The following is a 16,947-nucleotide window of genomic DNA, read 5'->3' on the forward strand; positions in this document are numbered from 1 at the left end:
GAAAAAGCTCTGCAGCGGAAATGCCGCCGGCGGGAGGCTTTCAGGTAAGGTGCTACGCACAACCATGGACAGATTGCGCCCGCGGCGGCACGCCGGGGCCGTGCATCAGAGGTGCTTGTGGCTCACTACACTTTGCGGCAACTGAAATACTTCGTGACGACGGTGGAATCGGGCAGCGTCGCCGAGGCATCGCGCCAGCTCTTCATCGCGCAACCGTCGATCTCCAGCGCGATCAAGGGGCTGGAAGAAAGCTTCGGCGTGAAGCTGTTCATCCGCCACCACGCGCAGGGCGTGTCGCTGACGCCGAGCGGCACGCGCTTTTACAGGAAAGCGCAGGAGCTGCTGCGTATCGCGCACGAATTCGAACAGAACGCGCTCGCCGACAACGACGTGATCACCGGGCAGATCGACATCGGCTGCTTCGAGACGGTCGCGCCGCTCTATCTGCCGCAGCTGATCGCGGGCTTTCGCGAGCGCTACCCGGGCGTGAACATCCGGCTGCGCGACGGCGACCAGCAGGAACTCGTGCAGGGCCTGACGTCCGGCACGTTCGATCTCGCGCTCATGTACGACCACGATCTCGACGGCACGATCGAGACCGAACCGCTGATGCCGCCGCAGCAGCCCTACGTGCTGCTGCCGGAGAATCACCGGTTCGCGGGGCAGACGCACGTGTCGCTGCGCGACCTGTGCGTCGAGCCGATGATCCTGCTCGACGTGCAGCCGAGCCGAACGTATTTCGTCAGCCTGTTTCACGAGCTCGGGCTCACGCCGAACATCGTGTTCGGGTCGCCGTCGATCGAGATGGTGCGCGGGATGGTCGGCCAGGGGTTCGGCTTCTCGCTGCTCGTCACGCGCCCGCATTCCGAATACACGTACGACGGCCAGCGCGTCGTGACGATCGGCCTCAGCGAAACGGTGAGCCCGTCGGGACTCGTGAGCGCACGGCTGAAACGCGGCCAGCTCACGAAGCAGGCGCAGTCGTTCGTCGATTTCTGCCGCGAACGGCTCGCGCAGCTCGTCGCGGAAACCGCGCAATAACGACAAGAAAAAACGCACGCGCCGCGGGACGCGGTGCGTGCGTGTCGGCCGCTCGCCGCGTCAGACGGCCGCAGCGAGATGCGCGGCCAGCCGCCCCAGCATCGCGTCGCAGCCGTGGAGCTGGTCGAGCGTGACGAACTCGTCGGGCTTGTGCCCCTGGTCCATGCTGCCGGGCCCGCACACCACGGTCGGAATGCCGGCCTGCCCGAACAGCCCACCCTCGGTGCCGAACGCCACCGTGCCGAACGCATCGGAGCCGCTCAGCATCGCGAGCAGCCGCGCGGCTTCGCTGTCAGGCGCGGTGGCGAGCCCCGGATACGCGCCCAGCGGCTGCAGCCGGATATCGGTATCGGGCTGCACCGCGCGCATCGTCGGCAACAGTTCGGATTCCGCATAATCGAGCAGCTTGTTCGGCACGTCGTGCGCGTCGAAATCCGGCAGCGCACGCACCTCGAAATCGAATTCGCATTCGGCCGGCACGATGTTCAGCGCGCGGCCGCCCTTGATGAGCCCCGTCTGCACGGTCGAGAACGGCGGATCGAAACGGCTGTCGTGCCGTTCGGGCCGCGCGAGCGCCGCGCCGATCTCGCCGAGCCGGCCGATCAGCTTCGCCGCGTAGTCGATCGCGTTGACGCCCGATGGCGCGTACGCCGAATGGCACGCGGCGCCCTTCACGTGGCAGCGCATCGCGAGCTTGCCCTTGTGACCGAGCACCGGCTTCAGTTCGGTCGGCTCGCCGATCAGGCACAGGCGCGGCCGGTGCGCGCGCGCGGCCAGCGCGTCGAGCATCGGCCGCACGCCGAGGCAGCCGACTTCCTCGTCGTACGAGAACGCCAGATGCACGGGCGTGCCGAGCGGCCGTGCGACGAACGCCGGCACGGCCGCCAGCACCGACGCGATGAAGCCCTTCATGTCGGCCGTGCCGCGGCCGTACAGGCGGCCGTCGCGCTCCGTCAGCCGGAACGGCTCGACCGTCCACGCCTGCCCGTCCACCGGTACCACGTCGGTATGGCCCGACAGCGCGATGCCGCCGCGATCGCGCGGGCCGATCGTCGCGTACAGGCTTGCCTTCGTGCGCTCTGCGTTGTAGAACAGTTCGCTCTCGACGCCGAAGCCCGCGAGATAGTCGCGGATGAAACCGATCATCTCGAGGTTCGAATCGCGGCTGACCGTCGCGAAAGCGATCAGCCGCTCCAGCAACGCGCGGCTCGACGTGTCATTCATCGCCCGGCACTCCGTAGCTCGGCGCGGCGGTCGGGTTCAGCGCGCGCGTCTGGTAGTCCTGCATCTGCGGTCGATACGCACGCCACAGCGCGTCGAGCTGCCCGATCGGGTCCACGTCGGCCCAGTCGATACGCAGATCGACGATCGGCCAGGTCACGTCGCCGGCCACCTGCAGCGCGGCCGAATGCACGGGCCCCGCCTCGCCGCCGGCTTTCATTGCCGCGTGCATCGCGGCCAGCAGCCGATCGGCGAGCACGCCGGGCGCCTGTTCGAACGCGCGCACCATCGCGTCGATCACGGCCGGCGCGGCCAGCAGGTTGCCGGCCGCCACGCATTGCTCGCCCCGCACCGCATGATGCGTGCCGAGCGCTTCCTTGCCGGTGAAGCACGCCGTCTGCCCCTGCCCGTCGATCACCGTCACCTGCCGGTACTGGCTCCAGCCGTTCGCGCTGAGCGCGCGGTCGAGTGCGGCGGCCGGCGCGAGCTGCTCGTGCTCGATCAGGTCGAGCGTCTGGGGCCCCAGCGCCGGCAGCGTGACGTTCTGCGTCGCGACCGCGCCGACGCCCGCGCGTACCCACGGGCAGCGTGCGCCCACCGCGATGCTCGACGAGCTGATCGCGATCCCGAGCTGGCCCGTCTCCGGGCAGCGCCCGACGATGGAGAAAGTCATGTTGCCTCCTATGCGCGGTTCGGCTGCCAGTTGTCCGGGATCACCGCGATTACGTCGATTTCCATCAGCCACTGCGGCTGGCCGAGCGCGGACACGACGAGCCCCGTCGAGATCGGGTACACGCCCTTCAGCCACTTGCCGACTTCCTGGTACACGGGCTCGCGATAGCGCGGGTCGATCAGGTAGGTCGTCGTCTTCACGATGTGCGTGAGGTCGCTGCCGGCTTCTTCCAGCAACTGCTTCACGTTCTTCATCGCCTGCTCGGCCTGCGCGCGCGGATCGCCGAGGCCGGTCAGGTTGCCGTCGAAATCGGTGCCGACCTGGCCGCGCACGTAGACGGTGTTGCCAGCCCGCACGGCCTGGCACAGGTCGTTGTCGAGCGTCTGGTTCGGGTAGGTATCCTTCGTGTTGAACATGCGGATACGGGTATGGGTCGGTTCGCTCATCGAAATCCTTCAGTCGTCAAGGGTCGCGCCGCCGCACCGGGCACGAACGCGGTGCGGCTGGCGGCAGGGGTCCGTTCAGTTCACCGCATCGGCAAGCGGCTGCGCGTCGGCGCGCGACACGCCGCCGTCCTGCGCCGCGGCCGACGTCGCGCGGCGCTGCGATGCGTCGTGGTATTCGAGGTAGGTGCGCTGTATCGCGATGTGATCGGCGATGTGCCGCGCGTCGTGCCACACGCCCCAGATGAAGCTGGAGCCGCGCCGCGACAGCCACGGCAGCCCGAGGAAATAGATGCCCGGCTCCTTCGACACGCCGCGCTGATGCTGCGGCTTGCCGTCGTCGGCGAATGCGTCGACCTTCAGCCAGTCGTAGTCGACCGCATAGCCCGTCGCCCAGACGATCGACGTGACGCCCGCGCCGGCGAGGTCGAGCGCGAGAATCGGATGCGCGACACATTCCGGGTTCGGCAGGATGCGGCGGGCCTCCGGTTCTTCCGGCAGGTCGAGGCCGTTACGCGCCGCATAGGCGTCGGCCGCGTCGAGCAGCGACAGGTAGTTCTCGTCGCCGCGTGCGAGATTGATCGCCAGATCGCGTTCGAACACGGCCACGCCGCCGTCGAACGATTTCGTCAGCCCGACGAGCGTCACGCCCTGGTTCGCGAGCCGGCGGAAATCGACCGTATGGCCGCCGCGCGCGCCGCTTACCGCGATCGTCACGTGTTCGCGGCCGGGCGTCGCGACTTCCTTGTCCCATTCGCCGAGCACGCCGAGCCACCAGCAGAAGTCGCGGCCGCGATACGCGCGCGGCGGGCGATCGTGCGGGCCGACCGACAGGTACACCTGCCGGCCCGCGCGCTGCAGTTCGTCGGCAATCTGCACACCCGACGAACCCGCGCCGACCACCAGTACCGCGCCGTCCGGAAGCTGGCCCGGGTTGCGGTAGTCGGCGGAATGGATCTGCACGAGGCGCGCGTCGTCCGGCGCGATCGGCGGAATCACCGGGCGCTGGAACGGCCCCGTCGCGACGACCACGCGGTTCGCCTCGATCGTGCCGTCGGACGTCTCGACGACGAAACCCGGCTTGCCCGTATTGCGCACGACCTTCTTCACCTCGACGCCCGTACGGATCGGCGCGTTGAACTTGCGCGCATACGCTTCGAAGTAGTCGGCGACCTGGTCTTTCGACGCGAACGCATCGGGATCGAGGCCGTCGAATTCGAGGCCGGGGAAGCGGTCGTGCCACGCGGGGCCGTTCGCGACCAGCGAATCCCAGCGCCCCGTGCGCCAGCGCTCGGCGATGCGGCTGCGCTCCAGCACGAGATGCGGCACGCCCAGCTTGCCCAGGTGCTCACTCATCGCCACGCCGGCCTGACCGGCGCCGACGACGAGCGTATCGATTGACGTTGTTTCGACTGCCACGGCTGTCTCCTTCTGAAGTGCGGCTCATGCGACGCTCGTGTCGTCGCGTGAGGGGGAATGGAGACATTCTGCTGACAGGCCGCGTGGCGCGAAATGATGTTTTTTGTTGGTGTTGACGAGCAAAAAGCTGGGCGTGGCGGGGATGGCGGGCGGCGTATGGGCCGGGAGCGGTTCGATGCGTCCGTGTCGCGCCGACGCTCACGCGTGCATCGACTCGACGCCTGTCGTGTCGCGCCTGCGGGGCCGTCGTCGACGCTGCCGGCGCCGCCGGCGTTGGCTGCACCGTCCCGCGCCGCCACCCTCGCGCTATACGCCTTTCTTGTCCAGCAGGGCCTGATACTTCTGCAGGCTCTCGTCGATCCTGTCGAGCGCGACGCTCGCGGCCTCGCCTTCGATCGCTTCCGCGGCACCCGCGACGATCGCCGCGGTCGCCACGAACAGATCGGTCAACAGCAGACCCACCGCATCCATCGCCATCCCGCGCACGTTCTCGTCGACGGTCTTCTGCGCCAGATCCTTCATCAGTACGCTCTTGCCCGCGATCGCCAGCGACGTCGTCGCCTCGAAGTAGTTGGCCGCCGCCTGCGCGACCATCCCGCCCGCCTGCGTGATCAACATGTTCGGGCCGACGGCGATCTGCGTCGTCGCATAGGACGCCGCCTCCGCATTGATCGCCTGCACGGTCTGCAGCGCGGAGCCGCCCGACCCGGCCGCACCGGCGACCGGGTCGGGCGCTTTCAGCGCATCGGTGAACCGGCGCAGCCGGCTCACCGGCCACGCGCGCGCGCCGGCCTTCGGTGTCCCGGCCGGCGTCGTGGCTTCGACTGCGGCGTCCGCGTCCGTGACGGCGTCCGGCGTCTGCGTCGCACCGTCGCCGCGTCCGCCCAAAAGACCTTTCATGTTCATGGTTCACGTATCCCGAGAGTCATCGCGACCTAATGCGCCGAACCCGTCTGCGGCCCGGCCGCCGGAACCTGCGGCAAGCCGCCCGATCCGCCACCCGTCCCACCGCCCGACGCGCTCTTCGGCGACGCTTCGACGGACAGGATCATCGCCACCGCCTTCGACACGACGGCGTTCGAAATCTGGTTCAGCGCGGCCTGCTGCTGCGTCATGTTCTGCGCCGAGATGCCGACCGCCTGGCTGAACATCTGGTAAAGCGTACCCAGCGCCTGGGCCGGAGATCCCGCGACGACGTTGACGTTGGTCTGTGTCACCGCGTCGGTAATCTGCTCATTGACTTTGTCTGCCACGAGGCCTCCTCGGATCTCGGCTCCGGCATGCGATTGAAGGAACGGACGGGCCGGCAGGCCAGCGACGCCGCACATGCCGTTAGGAACGCTGCATACCCGCGTTCGTGAACGTGCTTACGCGAGTTCGTCGCGCAACTTCTTGCGCAACAGCTCGACGCGCTTTCTGGCGAGCGGTTCGTTGATCCCGAGCGCCGCCGCGATGTGCAGGTAGGACCGGTCCTCCTCGAACTTCAGCGTGAACAGCATCTGCTGCTGAGGTGGCAGCGTGGACAACGCGTGCTGCAGACGCAGCAACTGCTGTCGAAGCAGCAGTTGCTGCTCCACCGACGGCGCGTGACCCGCCAGCTCGACGATATGGTCGTCGTCCCAGCCCGGGTCGAATTCGAGCATGCCGCGCTCGCGCAACCGGCGCCGCGCGCCGTCGAGGAAGGCGTGATTCAGCACCAGAAAGAGAAAACCGGAGAGGTTCTGAACGCGCTCCGGCGAGCGCTGCAGGTAAATGTGGACCTTGAGTGCGGTATCGGAGAGCAGGTCGTCCGCGCGGTGAATATCGCCCTTGCATAACAGGCGCGCGCGGCGCCGCAATTTCCCCTGCATTTCCCGCCACGTGCGATCGAGCTGCTGCGCCGGAGACTCGGGCGTCGCGGCAGCGTGCTGGTTCGAGGTTGTCATCCCGTGTCTTCCTTTTTCATGGAAAACACAGAATCGATTCGACGCCGGGAATGGCGCTGTTACCCGTGTAACACCGTTATAACGATAATCGGTTTCGGTAAATTTTCTTGATTATTATGAACGGAATTTTCAATTCCCCGGTATTGCCCGATCCGTTGTTTCAGGTGCGTCGCCGGACCTGAATATCGGCATTGCGATGAAAAAGAACGACTGCCGCCACGACGTGTTCGCTGGCCGGCATGCCGCTATCCATGCCGATCGACCCAGCGCCGTTGCCGCCGAAGTGCCGCCCTGTACGGACTGCTGGCCGATTATCTCGATACTTTCATTTTTCTTTTTTCACGCAATGCCGAAGACAGCGTTTTTCGCTAGGTGGTCGTATCGTCAAACAACCTCGCGCGGAAAACATGCCTGCCCTTGCTAACGCTCAGACGCTGCGCAATATACCGATACTCACCGACCTCCCGGAAAGCCTGATCGCTCACGTGGAGCGCCATGTCACGCCGTGGCCCGAACACGGCAATCGCCTGTTGTTCTTCAAGGGCGATCCGGGTGATTTCGTCGCGTTCGTGCACTGCGGACGCGTCTACAAGACGCTGCACGAACCCGGCGGACGCGAGATCATCCTCGGTCACTCGATGCCGGGCGAACTCATCGGCGAGAACACGCTGATCCGCGCACACCGGCGCAACTTCACGGCCCAGTTGAGCGCCGACTGCCGCATCTCGCTGCTGCATCGCCCGTATTTCGCGCCGCTGCTGGCCAACGCGGAATTCATGGGGCGCATCCACGAGCAGCTGTGCCGGCACATCCACCAGTTGAGCGACTTCGTCGAATCGGCATGCCTGTACCGGCTCGAAGCGAGGCTCGCGCGCCATCTGCTGAACCGCATGCAAGGGAATGATCTCGAGGTGCCGCTGCCGGAGAACCAGAGCGTCCTCGCGGCGATGCTCAACGTCAGCCGGCCGCGACTGAACAGCAGCCTGCAGAAGATGCAGCGCGACGGCCTGATCCGGCTTCACGAACACGGCGTGACGATCGAGAAGCCGGAACTGCTCCGGACCATCGTCGACGCCAATTGACGGCCGGGCACGCACGAGCGTCGTGCGGTGCCGCGGCGCGGGGGAAAGCGCGGGCGCCGGATCGGGCGGCGCGCGGGGAGGATCAGCCGCGCCAATGGCCGATCGCGTTCAGCAGTTGCGCGACCGCGGACAGTTGTGACGCAAAGCTGTCGTTCGCCGAGCGCGCGGCGCCGGCCGCCGCCGCCGGCGAGCCGGCATAGAGCTGCATGACGCCGACGGTCGTGGCGGCGAGGTTGGACATGGCCTGGTTCGCCTGCATCTGCACCGCGTTGTGCAGCAGGATCGCGGAGGCGTGGCTGTTCGACTGCATGAGCGTGCCCAAGGCCACGGCGGGCGCCTCGCCCACCACCTTGACGTTGGATTGCGTGACCGCATCGGTCACCGCGGCGGAAACCTGTTCCGGCATGTCGTTGCTCCTGGTTGGCTCGCCGCTGCGGTGCAGTCACGGCGAAAGCATGAGTGGGTCGGTCGGCGACGCCCCGCCGCACGGGCCGTCGATGCTGTGCGCGCATCGACACGACATCGGGCGCCGGGCGGCGGCCACCGATCGGGGCCGCCGCCCGGCGTCGACGCCAGCCTGCGCGTCAGACAAGCGCCTTGCCGAGCGCGAGCACGTCGGCCAGTACGGACAGCACGCCGTTCGAGCCGATTTCCGTCGAGGCGGCGCCTGCGCTCGCCGGCCCGAGCGTGTACAGCTGCATCGTGCCCACGTTCGTCGAGGTCGGCAGTTGCACCGCCGACTGCGACTGCTGCTGTACCGCGTTCTCGAACAGCACGCTGAGCGAATGGCTCTGGGCCTGGTACAACGAGCCCGTTGCCATCGCCGGCGCTTCGCCGACCACCTTGACGTTGGTTTGCGTGACCGCGTCGGTGATCGCGGCGTTCACCGCGCACGTCTTGCAGTTGCACGGGTCTTTCAGGTCATCTGCGTTATCTGCCATCGTATTTCTCCTGATTCGCGAACAGGCGCCGCATCGAATCGGCTCTGCCCGTTCTGTCGTTTGCTCCGGAACACCGCGCGGCACCGCTGTTCAGGCGCCGGCGGCCATGCGGGGCCGCGGCACGGCGGCGGCGTTGGCGGCGCGTGCCGCTTGCGCCGCCGTTCAACCACGGCGTTGCGATGGCACGTCAGCCCTTGACGGCCTTCCCGATCGCGATCACGTCGGCCAGAATCGAGATGATCCCGTTCGCGCCGATTTCCGTGGCGGCCGCGCCCGCGCTTTCCGGCCCGATCGTGTAGAGCTGCATCGTCCCCACGTTCGTCGACGTCTGCGACTGGATCGCGGCCTGCGACTGCTGCTGCACCGCGTTCTCGAACAGGATGCTGAGCGAATGGCTCTGGGCCTGGTACAGCGAGCCCATCGCCATTGCCGGCGCTTCCGCGACCACCTTGACGTTGACCTGTGTGACCGCATCGGTAATCGCGGGATTCACCTGGCACACTTGACACGTATCAGCCATTTGTAGCTCCTTGGTTCACGTAGTTGAGAGATCGCACATCGGGGGCCGGCCGGTCTCGTTTTCTGCCGAATAACCCGCGTGCTACTCCATGGACGCTGCGCCGCGGGTATCGTGAACGGTCGTGACGACGGCGATGGGCAGTTCGGGCGCGTCGGAAGGTTCGGCCGGGGCGTCGGCGGCGCTGCGCAGCCGTGCCTCCATCGCGTCGAGCCGCGCGGAGAGCCGTTCGGCGAGCGAATCGACGTATTGCCGGAAGCAGGCGTCGATTTCCTGCCGGATCAGGCCGGTCAACTGTTCGCCGATCATCGCCAGCGCCTCGCGGGTGCTGTCCTGGATCTCGGCCGCGGCACCGGCCTGCGCGTCGCCGTCGCCCGACGGCTCGTTCGCGTCGAGCACGCCCGCCACTTTCCGCTGTTCCGACGCCAGCATGCCGAGCGTCGTCTCGTTCTGTGCGTCGATCGTCTGGAGGATGCCGCGCATCTTCTCGTACGCCTTCTGCTGGTTGAGCTGCAGGAAGTGCTTGATCTGTTCGCGCGCTTCCTGCCGGGTTTTCAACTGCGGCAACGGCCGGTTCGCGGCGGGCGCCGGCGCGGCCGTGCCGGCGGCCGTCGCCGGCGGATTTCCGTGCCTGCCCGACAGTTGGTCCAGCAGCGCCTGTTCTTCGGCCGGCGCGAGGGGCCGCCCCAATCGCTTCTCCGCGAGCTGCCGCAGCAGCGGGTCGAGTGCGTCTTGGCTCATGGCTTACCTCGTCTCGAAGTCCGCCCGCGGCGCCGGTGCGTGCGGGCGGGGAGCGGACGGACGCCGTGCGGCGGTGCGCCGGTCGGCAGGCTGCAATGGATATCGCATGGTGTTCTCCCGGAAATGGACGTGCGATGGCCTGACCGGAAATTCGGCAGGACCGCTGCAGGGACGAACCGTGAGACGAGTCTGTGAAATCGGGCTCCGCGTGCGCGGTGCGCGCCGATGGCGGGTCAGCGATACGTGTGGTGGGCGTGCGGCGAGGACGGCGGGTAGAAAGGAATACATTTCGCGGACATGCCGTGTCGCGCGAAAGGTCGATTTCTATATGCGTGCGTGCCGCGACACCGGATGGCCGGATCGGGAAATTCGGCGGCGCGCACGATGCGTTGCGCGACGCGCGAATGCGATTCCAGCGGTTGCGCGGGCATCGGAATCACGTCGCCGACATAGTGGAAGGAGATGCGGCCGTCCTCGGGCATCAGGCCAGGGCGACCCCGATCGAACGGTTCGTCCTGCCGGGAATGCATCGGCGCCTGCGTGTAATTTCATGCGAAGTGACGTTCGGCGGCCGGATATTTCAATTGTGCGAGCCAGTAGCCGCCGACCGGCGCGGCGGTCGTTTCCGCCTGCGGGGGAACGGCAACCTGCGGCTTCTCCGGCAGCATGGCGCCATCGGGCACGTGCGCGCGGCCCGTACGCAGCGACACGGGATGGGCAGCGGGCTTGGCCGGCGACACCGGCGCGGACGTCACGGCCTTCGCCGCGTCGATCAACGTCTCCTTGTTGCCGTCCCACTTGGGCAGTCTGGCGGGCGGCAGCGGCACGACCTTGTCGAGATTGGGCAGACGCAGGTCGGGATCGCGCTCGAGGCGATCGGCAAGGACGCTGTAGCGCTCGGCGCGGGCACGATCCTTCACGCTCCCCGCTATAGGATCGCCGTCATCGAACGCACCGAACAGATATGCAGCACTCTTAGCGCTACCGTACTTCACGCCCTCATGCAGAATCTTGAGTGCTCGCACATTGTCCTCGTCCATCGACTTGTCGGTGCCGACCAGTGTCGTTCCAAGCGCGTACGCGGCATCTCCGTTGCCCTGGGCGACGCCGCATTCGAGCATTTTGAGCGCAATCTTTCGATTCCCCCAGAAACCGGATTTCGGATCATCGTAGGCGGCGTCGAGCTTGTTGCCCAAGTACGCCATGGCGCTGGGGCTGCCCTTGTCCGCTGCAAGTTGCCGGAAGGCATAAGCACGACTGGCATCCTGCTTGACGCCCACTCCGTTCATGTAATACGCGCCCATCAGATCGTAGGCCGCGGGGATGCCCAGCTTTATCGCCTCTTCGGTGATCTGCACGGCGCGTTCGGTATTGCGATCCACGCCCACCCCCTGGGCATACGCATTCGCCAGATTCAGCATCGCCTTCCAGTGCTTGCGCTCGGCCGCCTTCGTCCACAAGTCGACAGCGCCCTTGTAGTCGCGCTGGTTCGGCCACAACAATGCACCCGTCATCTTCATCGCCTGCTGATTCCAGCGATCCGCCTCGGGATCGATTGCCGGAACCACGGCGGCTTCGTGCACGCAAACGAACGTCTCGCGATGCGGATTGAAAGCGTCGAGCGACATGTTTCGCGGAAGAGAATCGTGCATCGAGCAGGCGGCACATGCGAGGAACAGGCAAGCAGAAAATAACCGGGGCAATCCGATACGGTTGGCGGAGGTCGAACACAATTGATTTAGCACGATTTGGGAAGCCTGCTCAGGAAAAGCGAACGCTTGTTATACGGTCATCATGGAACGGATGAATGAAGCGGGTTCGCGCGTCCCCTTGCTTTCGGGCAATTTCGTTGGCCGAAGCCGGTCCGCCAGCCACGGGGTTGCGGCTCAGTTCGGCCAGGAAGAGACTCTCGGTCTTCGCTTGGCTGCGACGCTCGAACGACGCGTCCATCTCGAAAGCGGCCGTTTAGACGCTCGGATCTTGAATCGGCTATAGGCGTCTCGGCGTCAAGCGCTTGCCGGAACTTGGTCCGACCTGCTACTTGCTCGGCGAGGCAACGCTTGAGATGTAGCTCAGCAGCGGGGAAATCTTCTGCCCCGTCCCGTAATCATGTTTCGTTCCGACCACGAAGCTAAAGCGATTGTTGATCGTGCGCGTGACGGGCGCTGTTATCGCGGGGGAGCGTGGACTTTCGCTACAATTGAACCCGATGCGCCTGTATTTTAGCGGGCGACCCTTCGACTCAAGGAAGGAGTACCAGGGAAACGTTTCGATGCGAGCGAGCAAGCGGCAAATGGTGGTGGATACCGCGACGCGACTCTTCTCGATACACGGCTTCCAGTCGGTCGGTATCGAGCGGATTATCAGCGAATCCGGGGTTGCGCGGATGACTTTGTACCGGCACTTCGCTGGCAAGGACGATCTGATCCGCGAGGTCCTTGTCCAACGGTACGCACTCATCTTCGCAAGCGTCGAGCCGCACATATATGCGCAAGACGACCCCACAGACAAAGTGAAAGCGGTCTTCGACTGGTATGGAGCGTGGTTCCGGGCTCCCGAGTTTGCCGGCTGCCTGTTTGAGCGTGCGCTTGCTGAGTTCGGACGGGATCACCCGAACATATCGGAGGTCGCCATTCGCTACCGTCTGGACATGACACGGCTAATGGCATGCACGCTGGAAGGGATACTCCCCACTGCGAAAGCAGCATGGTTGAGCGGGATCTTCATGTTGCTTCTCGATGGCGCCACCGTAGAAGCCCGAGCGTCAAACAACACCCAGTGCGCTACGGAGGCTTGGCATGCGGCCGAAACCCTTCTGATGCAGTATCTGCCAAGCTCGCCTCCAGCAAGAAAAATCTCACAAACAGGGAAGTAACATGCCCGCGTTGGCGATTGAGCCGGCGGGTCTGTACACGTACGTGTTCGCGGCTATCCGCACAGATGGATCAGCGGCTAGGACCCGGATTCCAGAAGGTGTGACACAAAGCCGACGCAAATATGCCTGCTCGCAACTTGACCATAAAATAGACCAACCGGTATCATTTGACGCGCGCCGGCAGGTTAGTTGGTGTGGGGTGGGACACGATACGCGGCGTGCGCCTTCAGAACGGCGCAATAAATGGCAACGTTAAGGGGCTCGCAATGTTTTCAGGTCAACGGAACGTACTGACAGGCGCGCTGCTGGCATTGGCGTTGATGAGCGGCTGTACATTGCCGCAAAGCAAATACGCAATGACGCCCGAAGAAGCACAGCTCTACCAACTTCAGTTGCAGAAGTCGCAAGCGGCAGCCGAGGCTTATAACAAGACCCCAGAGGGAAAAGCAGCAATCCGCCAAAGGTTTGAGCATGATGCTCAGTGGGAGGCCGACCAGCAGGCTGCGGAGGGCGCAGAAATCCAGAAGCGTATGTCGCCGAACTATCGACCGCCGGCACCGCCTGAACAGCACATGTGCTCGATCAACTATGGGGACACGGTCGGATTGGTGCCTTGCCCATAGTGCGAAGTGTCGTCGGGATACAGGTCGTCGCACCTGATTGCAGGGACGGCCTGACGGACAGCGTGGGTGGATGCCCCCAGGATGTTTCCGTACCCCCAACCTCAGGTCGGGCGACTCTCTGCCATGGAGCTTTGCCAACTGGACGCCTTTCAATTGACCGATATCGCATTCCTTTGATGACAGGTGGACCCATGTCGAATGTACGGACTGTCTTGAAGGCCCTTTCTGTAGCATTGGCCGCAGGTGCCTTGCTCTGTGGCGCGGCAGCGTCTCGGGCGGCTTCTGATAATGCCAGCCCGAGCGCAAATGGAGCGGTCGCACACGAGCTCTTCGATAAGGGAGACGACTATTTTTGGGTCTTGGTGCGCAATCCAAAAAATGACGGCTACCAATGTTCAATCAGTTTCGTGACCCCCAATGGAACATATTCAATTCATGGTCCAATGGATGCGGAAATGGCAAAGTCGGGGTCCGGAATGTTGTGGTTCGAAAGTCCGCGTATTCCAAAGACCGCTGACTCGACGCGGCGCGTGATGCTCGCTGTTCGTGGGAATGACGGCACGTTCAACTGGCCTGCCCTGCAGACTACCATCGGGAATAAGTCAAACGGCACGCTTATGGTTGCCGTGAAAATCATGTCGGTGCTGAAGGAAAAAGCGGACACGAACAACCTTTCGGTTTCTCTCGCCGGTAACGAGGTGTTCAAGGCCAAGCTGGTCGGACTGCAGGCGGCCTATGCGCGGCTCGCCGGATGTATGGCGGAACATTCGGGAAGCTAGCGTCAACAAATCTGCACTCCAAAATTTCGGCTGCGGACGCCGTTCACACGGCATCATGTCACGCTCAGTCGTGATCGGCTCGTCAGCGACCTGACGCCACCGGATTTGGCAGACCTCGGCATCAGGCGTGTTCAGTCTCGCAGCGAGCGTGACGCGGGCGCGCTGCTGTCTTCGCAGAACCCACGTTTGAAAAATCCCTCCTCCCGTGCGCCGGTAGTTGGCCGCTCGCTGACCGATGATGCAAACGGGTTCGGCAGAAAATGCCGCCCGTACTGGCGCGGTATCGTGCGTCAGCTTGAGCATACTGGCTCAGACTGACGGTAAGAGCTCATGATGAAGGGCTCGTCGCTCGACACGCATCCAGCAGCCGTCAACATGATTCCGCTCAAGGTTGCGTGGCCGTTGTGCCCCTAAAGCAGCCATGCGCAGTACGTGGCGTTGTGTGACCGGTCGGGGTCGATCTGCGCCGGTCGCCCCTCGGAGGACAACGGCCGGCCGCGGTCGGCCGCCAGCCGTCGGACGCCAGCCACGCGCCGCCAGACGGTCAAAGCATCTGAACGCCGAATTTCGACCCGAGACCTGCCCTGTCCGACTACCGGCGGATGCGTCCGGTCGCCGAACTCGCCCTCCAGTTTGCACAACCCCTCGCGCCCTCGCGAACCGATGACCTATCAGCCGAACCGCGGCTTGCCATTACCTCCTGGATACGCGACATTTCCGAAACCGCTCTCAGGGAAGCAGACCACCCTGATCCAGTACAGTTTGTCAACGCAGCATCCAGGAACAATGCGCATCCCACCGCTAAAAGCCATCGTCGCGTTCGAGAGTGTCGCCCGGACAAAGAGCGTCAATCGGGCAGCTGATGAATTAGGGTTAACGCCATCGGCGGTCAGCCATCAGATTGCCAATCTCGAATCCATGATTGGAAGACCCTTGTTCACGAGGCTGGGGCGGGGACTCGTGCTGACGCCAACGGGCCAGCAGTACCTGGTCGATGTCACCGGATCGCTCGCCGACCTGAGCCGCGCGACCGAGCGTGCATCGAGCCAGTCGGGTATCGAGATTCTTCGCATTCATTCGAGTCCCAGCTTTGGGTTGATGTGGCTGCTGCCGCGGCTGGCCTCGTTTCAGGAAGCGAACGGCGACATTCAGTTGAATCTCGCGTGCTCGTACGAGGACGTGTCGTTCACCTCGGGCCACTATGATCTCGACATCAGGCATGGCTACGCCCATTGGACCGATGGCGAGATCAAGACGCTACGCAACGAGTTCATCACGCCGCTTGCATCGGCGGAATACCTCGAACAACACCCGGTGCGTACCCCCGATGATCTGCTCGAACGGCGCCTGATCTTTTCGGAAACGCCGCTCGTACAGTGGAAGCAATGGTTCGGCAAGTTCGGCGTCGCGGTATCGCACAAGGCATACGATTTCGCGTTCGACCGCTCGTACATGTCTCTCGAAGCCGCGGCATTGGGACACGGCATTGCGCTCGAAAGCACGATGCTCGCATCCGTCCATCTCAAACGAGGTTCACTCGTACCGGTCTTCGATCGCACGCATGCGGTCGAGGTCGGAGCGCATCACCTCGTATACCCTGCCCGGAATCTGGACTTGCCACGCGTGTCCAAATTTTTAGACTGGATCGAGCGAGAGACCAGCCGCGCCGCCGTGTAGCGTCGCGCCGCGCCGGTCGGGGCGGCGGCTCCCCGGCGTCACGCCAAAGGCCGCATTCCGACACCCGTGAGCCTCCGTTGCAGCCACACCTGAAAATTCTTCAGCAATAGTTGAGCCGAACTGCATTGATCGAGCTGGTTGAAGCACTGAAACTGCGTCCACCAACTAACATGATCGATGGAGACAACATGTTGCTCGACAGCAAAGTGGTAATCGTAACCGGTGCCGCCTCGCCGCGCGGCATCGGCAAGGCGACCGCAAAGGCGCTCGCCGCGCAAGGCGCGCGCGTCGTGATTCTGGATCTTCACAAGGAAGACGCCGAGCGTGCTGCACACGAGTTCGGCGGCGACAACCTCGGCCTCCGCTGCGATGTGACCGACAAAGCCGCATGTCTATCTGCCGTCGCGGCGGTCATCGAGAAGTACGGCCGTGTAGATGGCCTGATCAACAACGCAGGCATCACGCAGCCTTTGAAGACGATGGACATCGGCGCCGACAACTTCGATGCGGTCATCGACGTGAACCTGCGCGGCACGCTCTATATGTCGCAAGCGGTCATTCCACACATGCGGGCGCAAAGGAGCGGCAGCATCGTCTGCATGTCATCCGTTTCCGCACAACGCGGCGGCGGCATCTTCGGCGGTCCGCACTACAGCGCAGCCAAAGCCGGTGTACTCGGTCTCGCTCGCGCGATGGCGCGTGAGCTCGGCCCGGACAACATCCGCGTCAACTCGATCACCCCAGGTCTCATTCAGACCGACATCACCGGCGACAAGCTCACGGCCGAGATGCGCGCCGACGTCATCAAGGGCATCCCGCTCGGCCGGCTCGGGGATGCCGCGGACGTCGCGAACGCCTGCCTGTTCCTCTCGAGCGACCTGTCGACTTACCTCACGGGCATCACGCTCGACGTCAACGGCGGAATGCTGATCCATTAAGCACGACATCGGCCGCGGTTGCGGCGGCTGGTCAATGCACCCGGCGGTAAAA

The 16,947-nt window shown here is 64.5% G+C and carries 20 protein-coding genes; 7 read left to right on the plus strand and 13 right to left on the minus strand.

What is annotated here, in order from left to right:
• Nucleotides 1-117 precede the first annotated feature (117 nt).
• On the plus strand, nucleotides 118-1,041 hold the full coding sequence (locus tag HWX08_RS08355; protein ID WP_069258424.1) for a LysR substrate-binding domain-containing protein: 924 nt from the start codon (nucleotides 118-120) through the stop codon (nucleotides 1,039-1,041).
• Nucleotides 1,042-1,101: 60 nt separating this feature from the next.
• Here the strand turns inward: HWX08_RS08355 and argE are convergent, their stop codons facing one another.
• From argE to HWX08_RS08390, 7 genes are all read right to left on the minus strand, one after another.
• Entirely contained in the window at nucleotides 1,102-2,265 is a 1,164-nt protein-coding gene (gene argE / locus HWX08_RS08360; protein ID WP_174920355.1) for an acetylornithine deacetylase, read from the minus strand.
• Entirely contained in the window at nucleotides 2,258-2,935 is a 678-nt protein-coding gene (locus HWX08_RS08365) for a DUF1028 domain-containing protein (protein WP_174920356.1), read from the minus strand. Before HWX08_RS08365 ends, argE begins: the two co-directional genes overlap by 8 nt.
• Before the next feature lie 8 nt (nucleotides 2,936-2,943).
• On the minus strand, nucleotides 2,944-3,381 hold the full coding sequence (locus HWX08_RS08370) for a RidA family protein (RefSeq protein WP_069258421.1): 438 nt from the start codon (nucleotides 3,379-3,381) through the stop codon (nucleotides 2,944-2,946).
• A 75-nt stretch (nucleotides 3,382-3,456) separates the two neighbouring features.
• Nucleotides 3,457-4,797 (minus strand): flavin-containing monooxygenase, encoded by a 1,341-nt coding sequence (locus HWX08_RS08375; protein ID WP_174920357.1) that lies wholly within the window; start codon nucleotides 4,795-4,797, stop codon nucleotides 3,457-3,459.
• A gap of 306 nt (nucleotides 4,798-5,103) precedes the next feature.
• Entirely contained in the window at nucleotides 5,104-5,697 is a 594-nt protein-coding gene (locus HWX08_RS08380; RefSeq protein ID WP_244122706.1) for a hypothetical protein, read from the minus strand.
• A 35-nt stretch (nucleotides 5,698-5,732) separates the two neighbouring features.
• Nucleotides 5,733-6,050, minus strand: coding sequence for a RebB family R body protein (locus HWX08_RS08385; RefSeq protein ID WP_069258418.1), 318 nt, complete (start codon nucleotides 6,048-6,050; stop codon nucleotides 5,733-5,735).
• A gap of 114 nt (nucleotides 6,051-6,164) precedes the next feature.
• Nucleotides 6,165-6,722: an RNA polymerase sigma factor gene (locus HWX08_RS08390; RefSeq protein ID WP_174920359.1), complete on the minus strand. Its 558-nt coding sequence runs from the start codon at nucleotides 6,720-6,722 to the stop codon at nucleotides 6,165-6,167.
• 407 nt (nucleotides 6,723-7,129) lie between these two features.
• Here HWX08_RS08390 and HWX08_RS08395 point away from each other — a divergent pair, with 407 nt between their 5' ends.
• Nucleotides 7,130-7,804: a Crp/Fnr family transcriptional regulator gene (locus tag HWX08_RS08395; RefSeq protein ID WP_107314246.1), complete on the plus strand. Its 675-nt coding sequence runs from the start codon at nucleotides 7,130-7,132 to the stop codon at nucleotides 7,802-7,804.
• A gap of 82 nt (nucleotides 7,805-7,886) precedes the next feature.
• Here the strand turns inward: HWX08_RS08395 and HWX08_RS08400 are convergent, their stop codons facing one another.
• From HWX08_RS08400 to HWX08_RS08420, 6 genes are all read right to left on the minus strand, one after another.
• Nucleotides 7,887-8,210: a RebB family R body protein gene (locus HWX08_RS08400; protein WP_069258415.1), complete on the minus strand. Its 324-nt coding sequence runs from the start codon at nucleotides 8,208-8,210 to the stop codon at nucleotides 7,887-7,889.
• 178 nt (nucleotides 8,211-8,388) lie between these two features.
• On the minus strand, nucleotides 8,389-8,745 hold the full coding sequence (locus HWX08_RS08405; protein ID WP_069258414.1) for a RebB family R body protein: 357 nt from the start codon (nucleotides 8,743-8,745) through the stop codon (nucleotides 8,389-8,391).
• Between the two features lie 187 nt (nucleotides 8,746-8,932).
• Nucleotides 8,933-9,265, minus strand: a complete 333-nt coding sequence (locus HWX08_RS08410) for a RebB family R body protein (protein ID WP_059574945.1) — start codon at nucleotides 9,263-9,265, stop codon at nucleotides 8,933-8,935.
• 81 nt (nucleotides 9,266-9,346) lie between these two features.
• Entirely contained in the window at nucleotides 9,347-10,003 is a 657-nt protein-coding gene (locus HWX08_RS08415; RefSeq protein WP_174920360.1) for a hypothetical protein, read from the minus strand.
• A 233-nt stretch (nucleotides 10,004-10,236) separates the two neighbouring features.
• Nucleotides 10,237-10,533, minus strand: a complete 297-nt coding sequence (locus tag HWX08_RS34305) for a hypothetical protein (RefSeq protein WP_244122705.1) — start codon at nucleotides 10,531-10,533, stop codon at nucleotides 10,237-10,239.
• Between the two features lie 18 nt (nucleotides 10,534-10,551).
• A complete protein-coding gene (locus HWX08_RS08420; RefSeq protein WP_244122704.1) occupies nucleotides 10,552-11,631 on the minus strand; it encodes a DUF6396 domain-containing protein in 1,080 nt (359 codons plus the stop codon).
• Nucleotides 11,632-12,275: 644 nt separating this feature from the next.
• Here HWX08_RS08420 and HWX08_RS08425 point away from each other — a divergent pair.
• The 5 genes from HWX08_RS08425 to HWX08_RS08445 all read left to right on the plus strand — a co-directional run bounded on the left by HWX08_RS08425 (nucleotide 12,276) and on the right by HWX08_RS08445 (nucleotide 16,895).
• Nucleotides 12,276-12,878, plus strand: a complete 603-nt coding sequence (locus tag HWX08_RS08425; protein WP_069258822.1) for a TetR/AcrR family transcriptional regulator — start codon at nucleotides 12,276-12,278, stop codon at nucleotides 12,876-12,878.
• A 218-nt stretch (nucleotides 12,879-13,096) separates the two neighbouring features.
• Nucleotides 13,097-13,501 carry a hypothetical protein gene (locus HWX08_RS08430; protein WP_157126826.1) on the plus strand — a complete coding sequence of 135 codons (405 nt, stop codon included), beginning with the start codon at nucleotides 13,097-13,099 and terminating at the stop codon, nucleotides 13,499-13,501.
• Between the two features lie 212 nt (nucleotides 13,502-13,713).
• Nucleotides 13,714-14,280, plus strand: coding sequence for a hypothetical protein (locus HWX08_RS08435; RefSeq protein WP_159069182.1), 567 nt, complete (start codon nucleotides 13,714-13,716; stop codon nucleotides 14,278-14,280).
• Nucleotides 14,281-15,066: 786 nt separating this feature from the next.
• A complete protein-coding gene (locus HWX08_RS08440; protein WP_174920473.1) occupies nucleotides 15,067-15,957 on the plus strand; it encodes a LysR substrate-binding domain-containing protein in 891 nt (296 codons plus the stop codon).
• Between the two features lie 188 nt (nucleotides 15,958-16,145).
• Nucleotides 16,146-16,895: an SDR family NAD(P)-dependent oxidoreductase gene (locus HWX08_RS08445; RefSeq protein ID WP_174920361.1), complete on the plus strand. Its 750-nt coding sequence runs from the start codon at nucleotides 16,146-16,148 to the stop codon at nucleotides 16,893-16,895.
• The last annotated feature ends 52 nt before the right edge of the window (nucleotides 16,896-16,947 follow it).

This window comes from Burkholderia metallica, from assembly GCF_902832845.1.
Taxonomy (GTDB): domain Bacteria; phylum Pseudomonadota; class Gammaproteobacteria; order Burkholderiales; family Burkholderiaceae; genus Burkholderia; species Burkholderia metallica.

Bases quoted from the DNA above. Each gene is read 5' to 3' on its own strand.
- argE (WP_174920355.1), bottom strand. From the start codon at position 2,265: ATGAATGACACGTCGAGCCGCGCGTTGCTGGAGCGGCTGATCGCTTTC.
- HWX08_RS08365 (WP_174920356.1), bottom strand. From the start codon at position 2,935: ATGACTTTCTCCATCGTCGGGCGCTGCCCGGAGACGGGCCAGCTCGGG.
- HWX08_RS08370 (WP_069258421.1), bottom strand. From the start codon at position 3,381: ATGAGCGAACCGACCCATACCCGTATCCGCATGTTCAACACGAAGGAT.
- HWX08_RS08380 (WP_244122706.1), bottom strand. From the start codon at position 5,697: ATGAAAGGTCTTTTGGGCGGACGCGGCGACGGTGCGACGCAGACGCCG.
- HWX08_RS08390 (WP_174920359.1), bottom strand. From the start codon at position 6,722: ATGACAACCTCGAACCAGCACGCTGCCGCGACGCCCGAGTCTCCGGCG.
- HWX08_RS08395 (WP_107314246.1), top strand. From the start codon at position 7,130: ATGCCTGCCCTTGCTAACGCTCAGACGCTGCGCAATATACCGATACTC.
- HWX08_RS08400 (WP_069258415.1), bottom strand. From the start codon at position 8,210: ATGCCGGAACAGGTTTCCGCCGCGGTGACCGATGCGGTCACGCAATCC.
- HWX08_RS08405 (WP_069258414.1), bottom strand. From the start codon at position 8,745: ATGGCAGATAACGCAGATGACCTGAAAGACCCGTGCAACTGCAAGACG.
- HWX08_RS08410 (WP_059574945.1), bottom strand. From the start codon at position 9,265: ATGGCTGATACGTGTCAAGTGTGCCAGGTGAATCCCGCGATTACCGAT.
- HWX08_RS08415 (WP_174920360.1), bottom strand. From the start codon at position 10,003: ATGAGCCAAGACGCACTCGACCCGCTGCTGCGGCAGCTCGCGGAGAAG.
- HWX08_RS34305 (WP_244122705.1), bottom strand. From the start codon at position 10,533: ATGCATTCCCGGCAGGACGAACCGTTCGATCGGGGTCGCCCTGGCCTG.
- HWX08_RS08420 (WP_244122704.1), bottom strand. From the start codon at position 11,631: ATGTCGCTCGACGCTTTCAATCCGCATCGCGAGACGTTCGTTTGCGTG.
- HWX08_RS08425 (WP_069258822.1), top strand. From the start codon at position 12,276: ATGCGAGCGAGCAAGCGGCAAATGGTGGTGGATACCGCGACGCGACTC.
- HWX08_RS08440 (WP_174920473.1), top strand. From the start codon at position 15,067: ATGCGCATCCCACCGCTAAAAGCCATCGTCGCGTTCGAGAGTGTCGCC.
- HWX08_RS08445 (WP_174920361.1), top strand. From the start codon at position 16,146: ATGTTGCTCGACAGCAAAGTGGTAATCGTAACCGGTGCCGCCTCGCCG.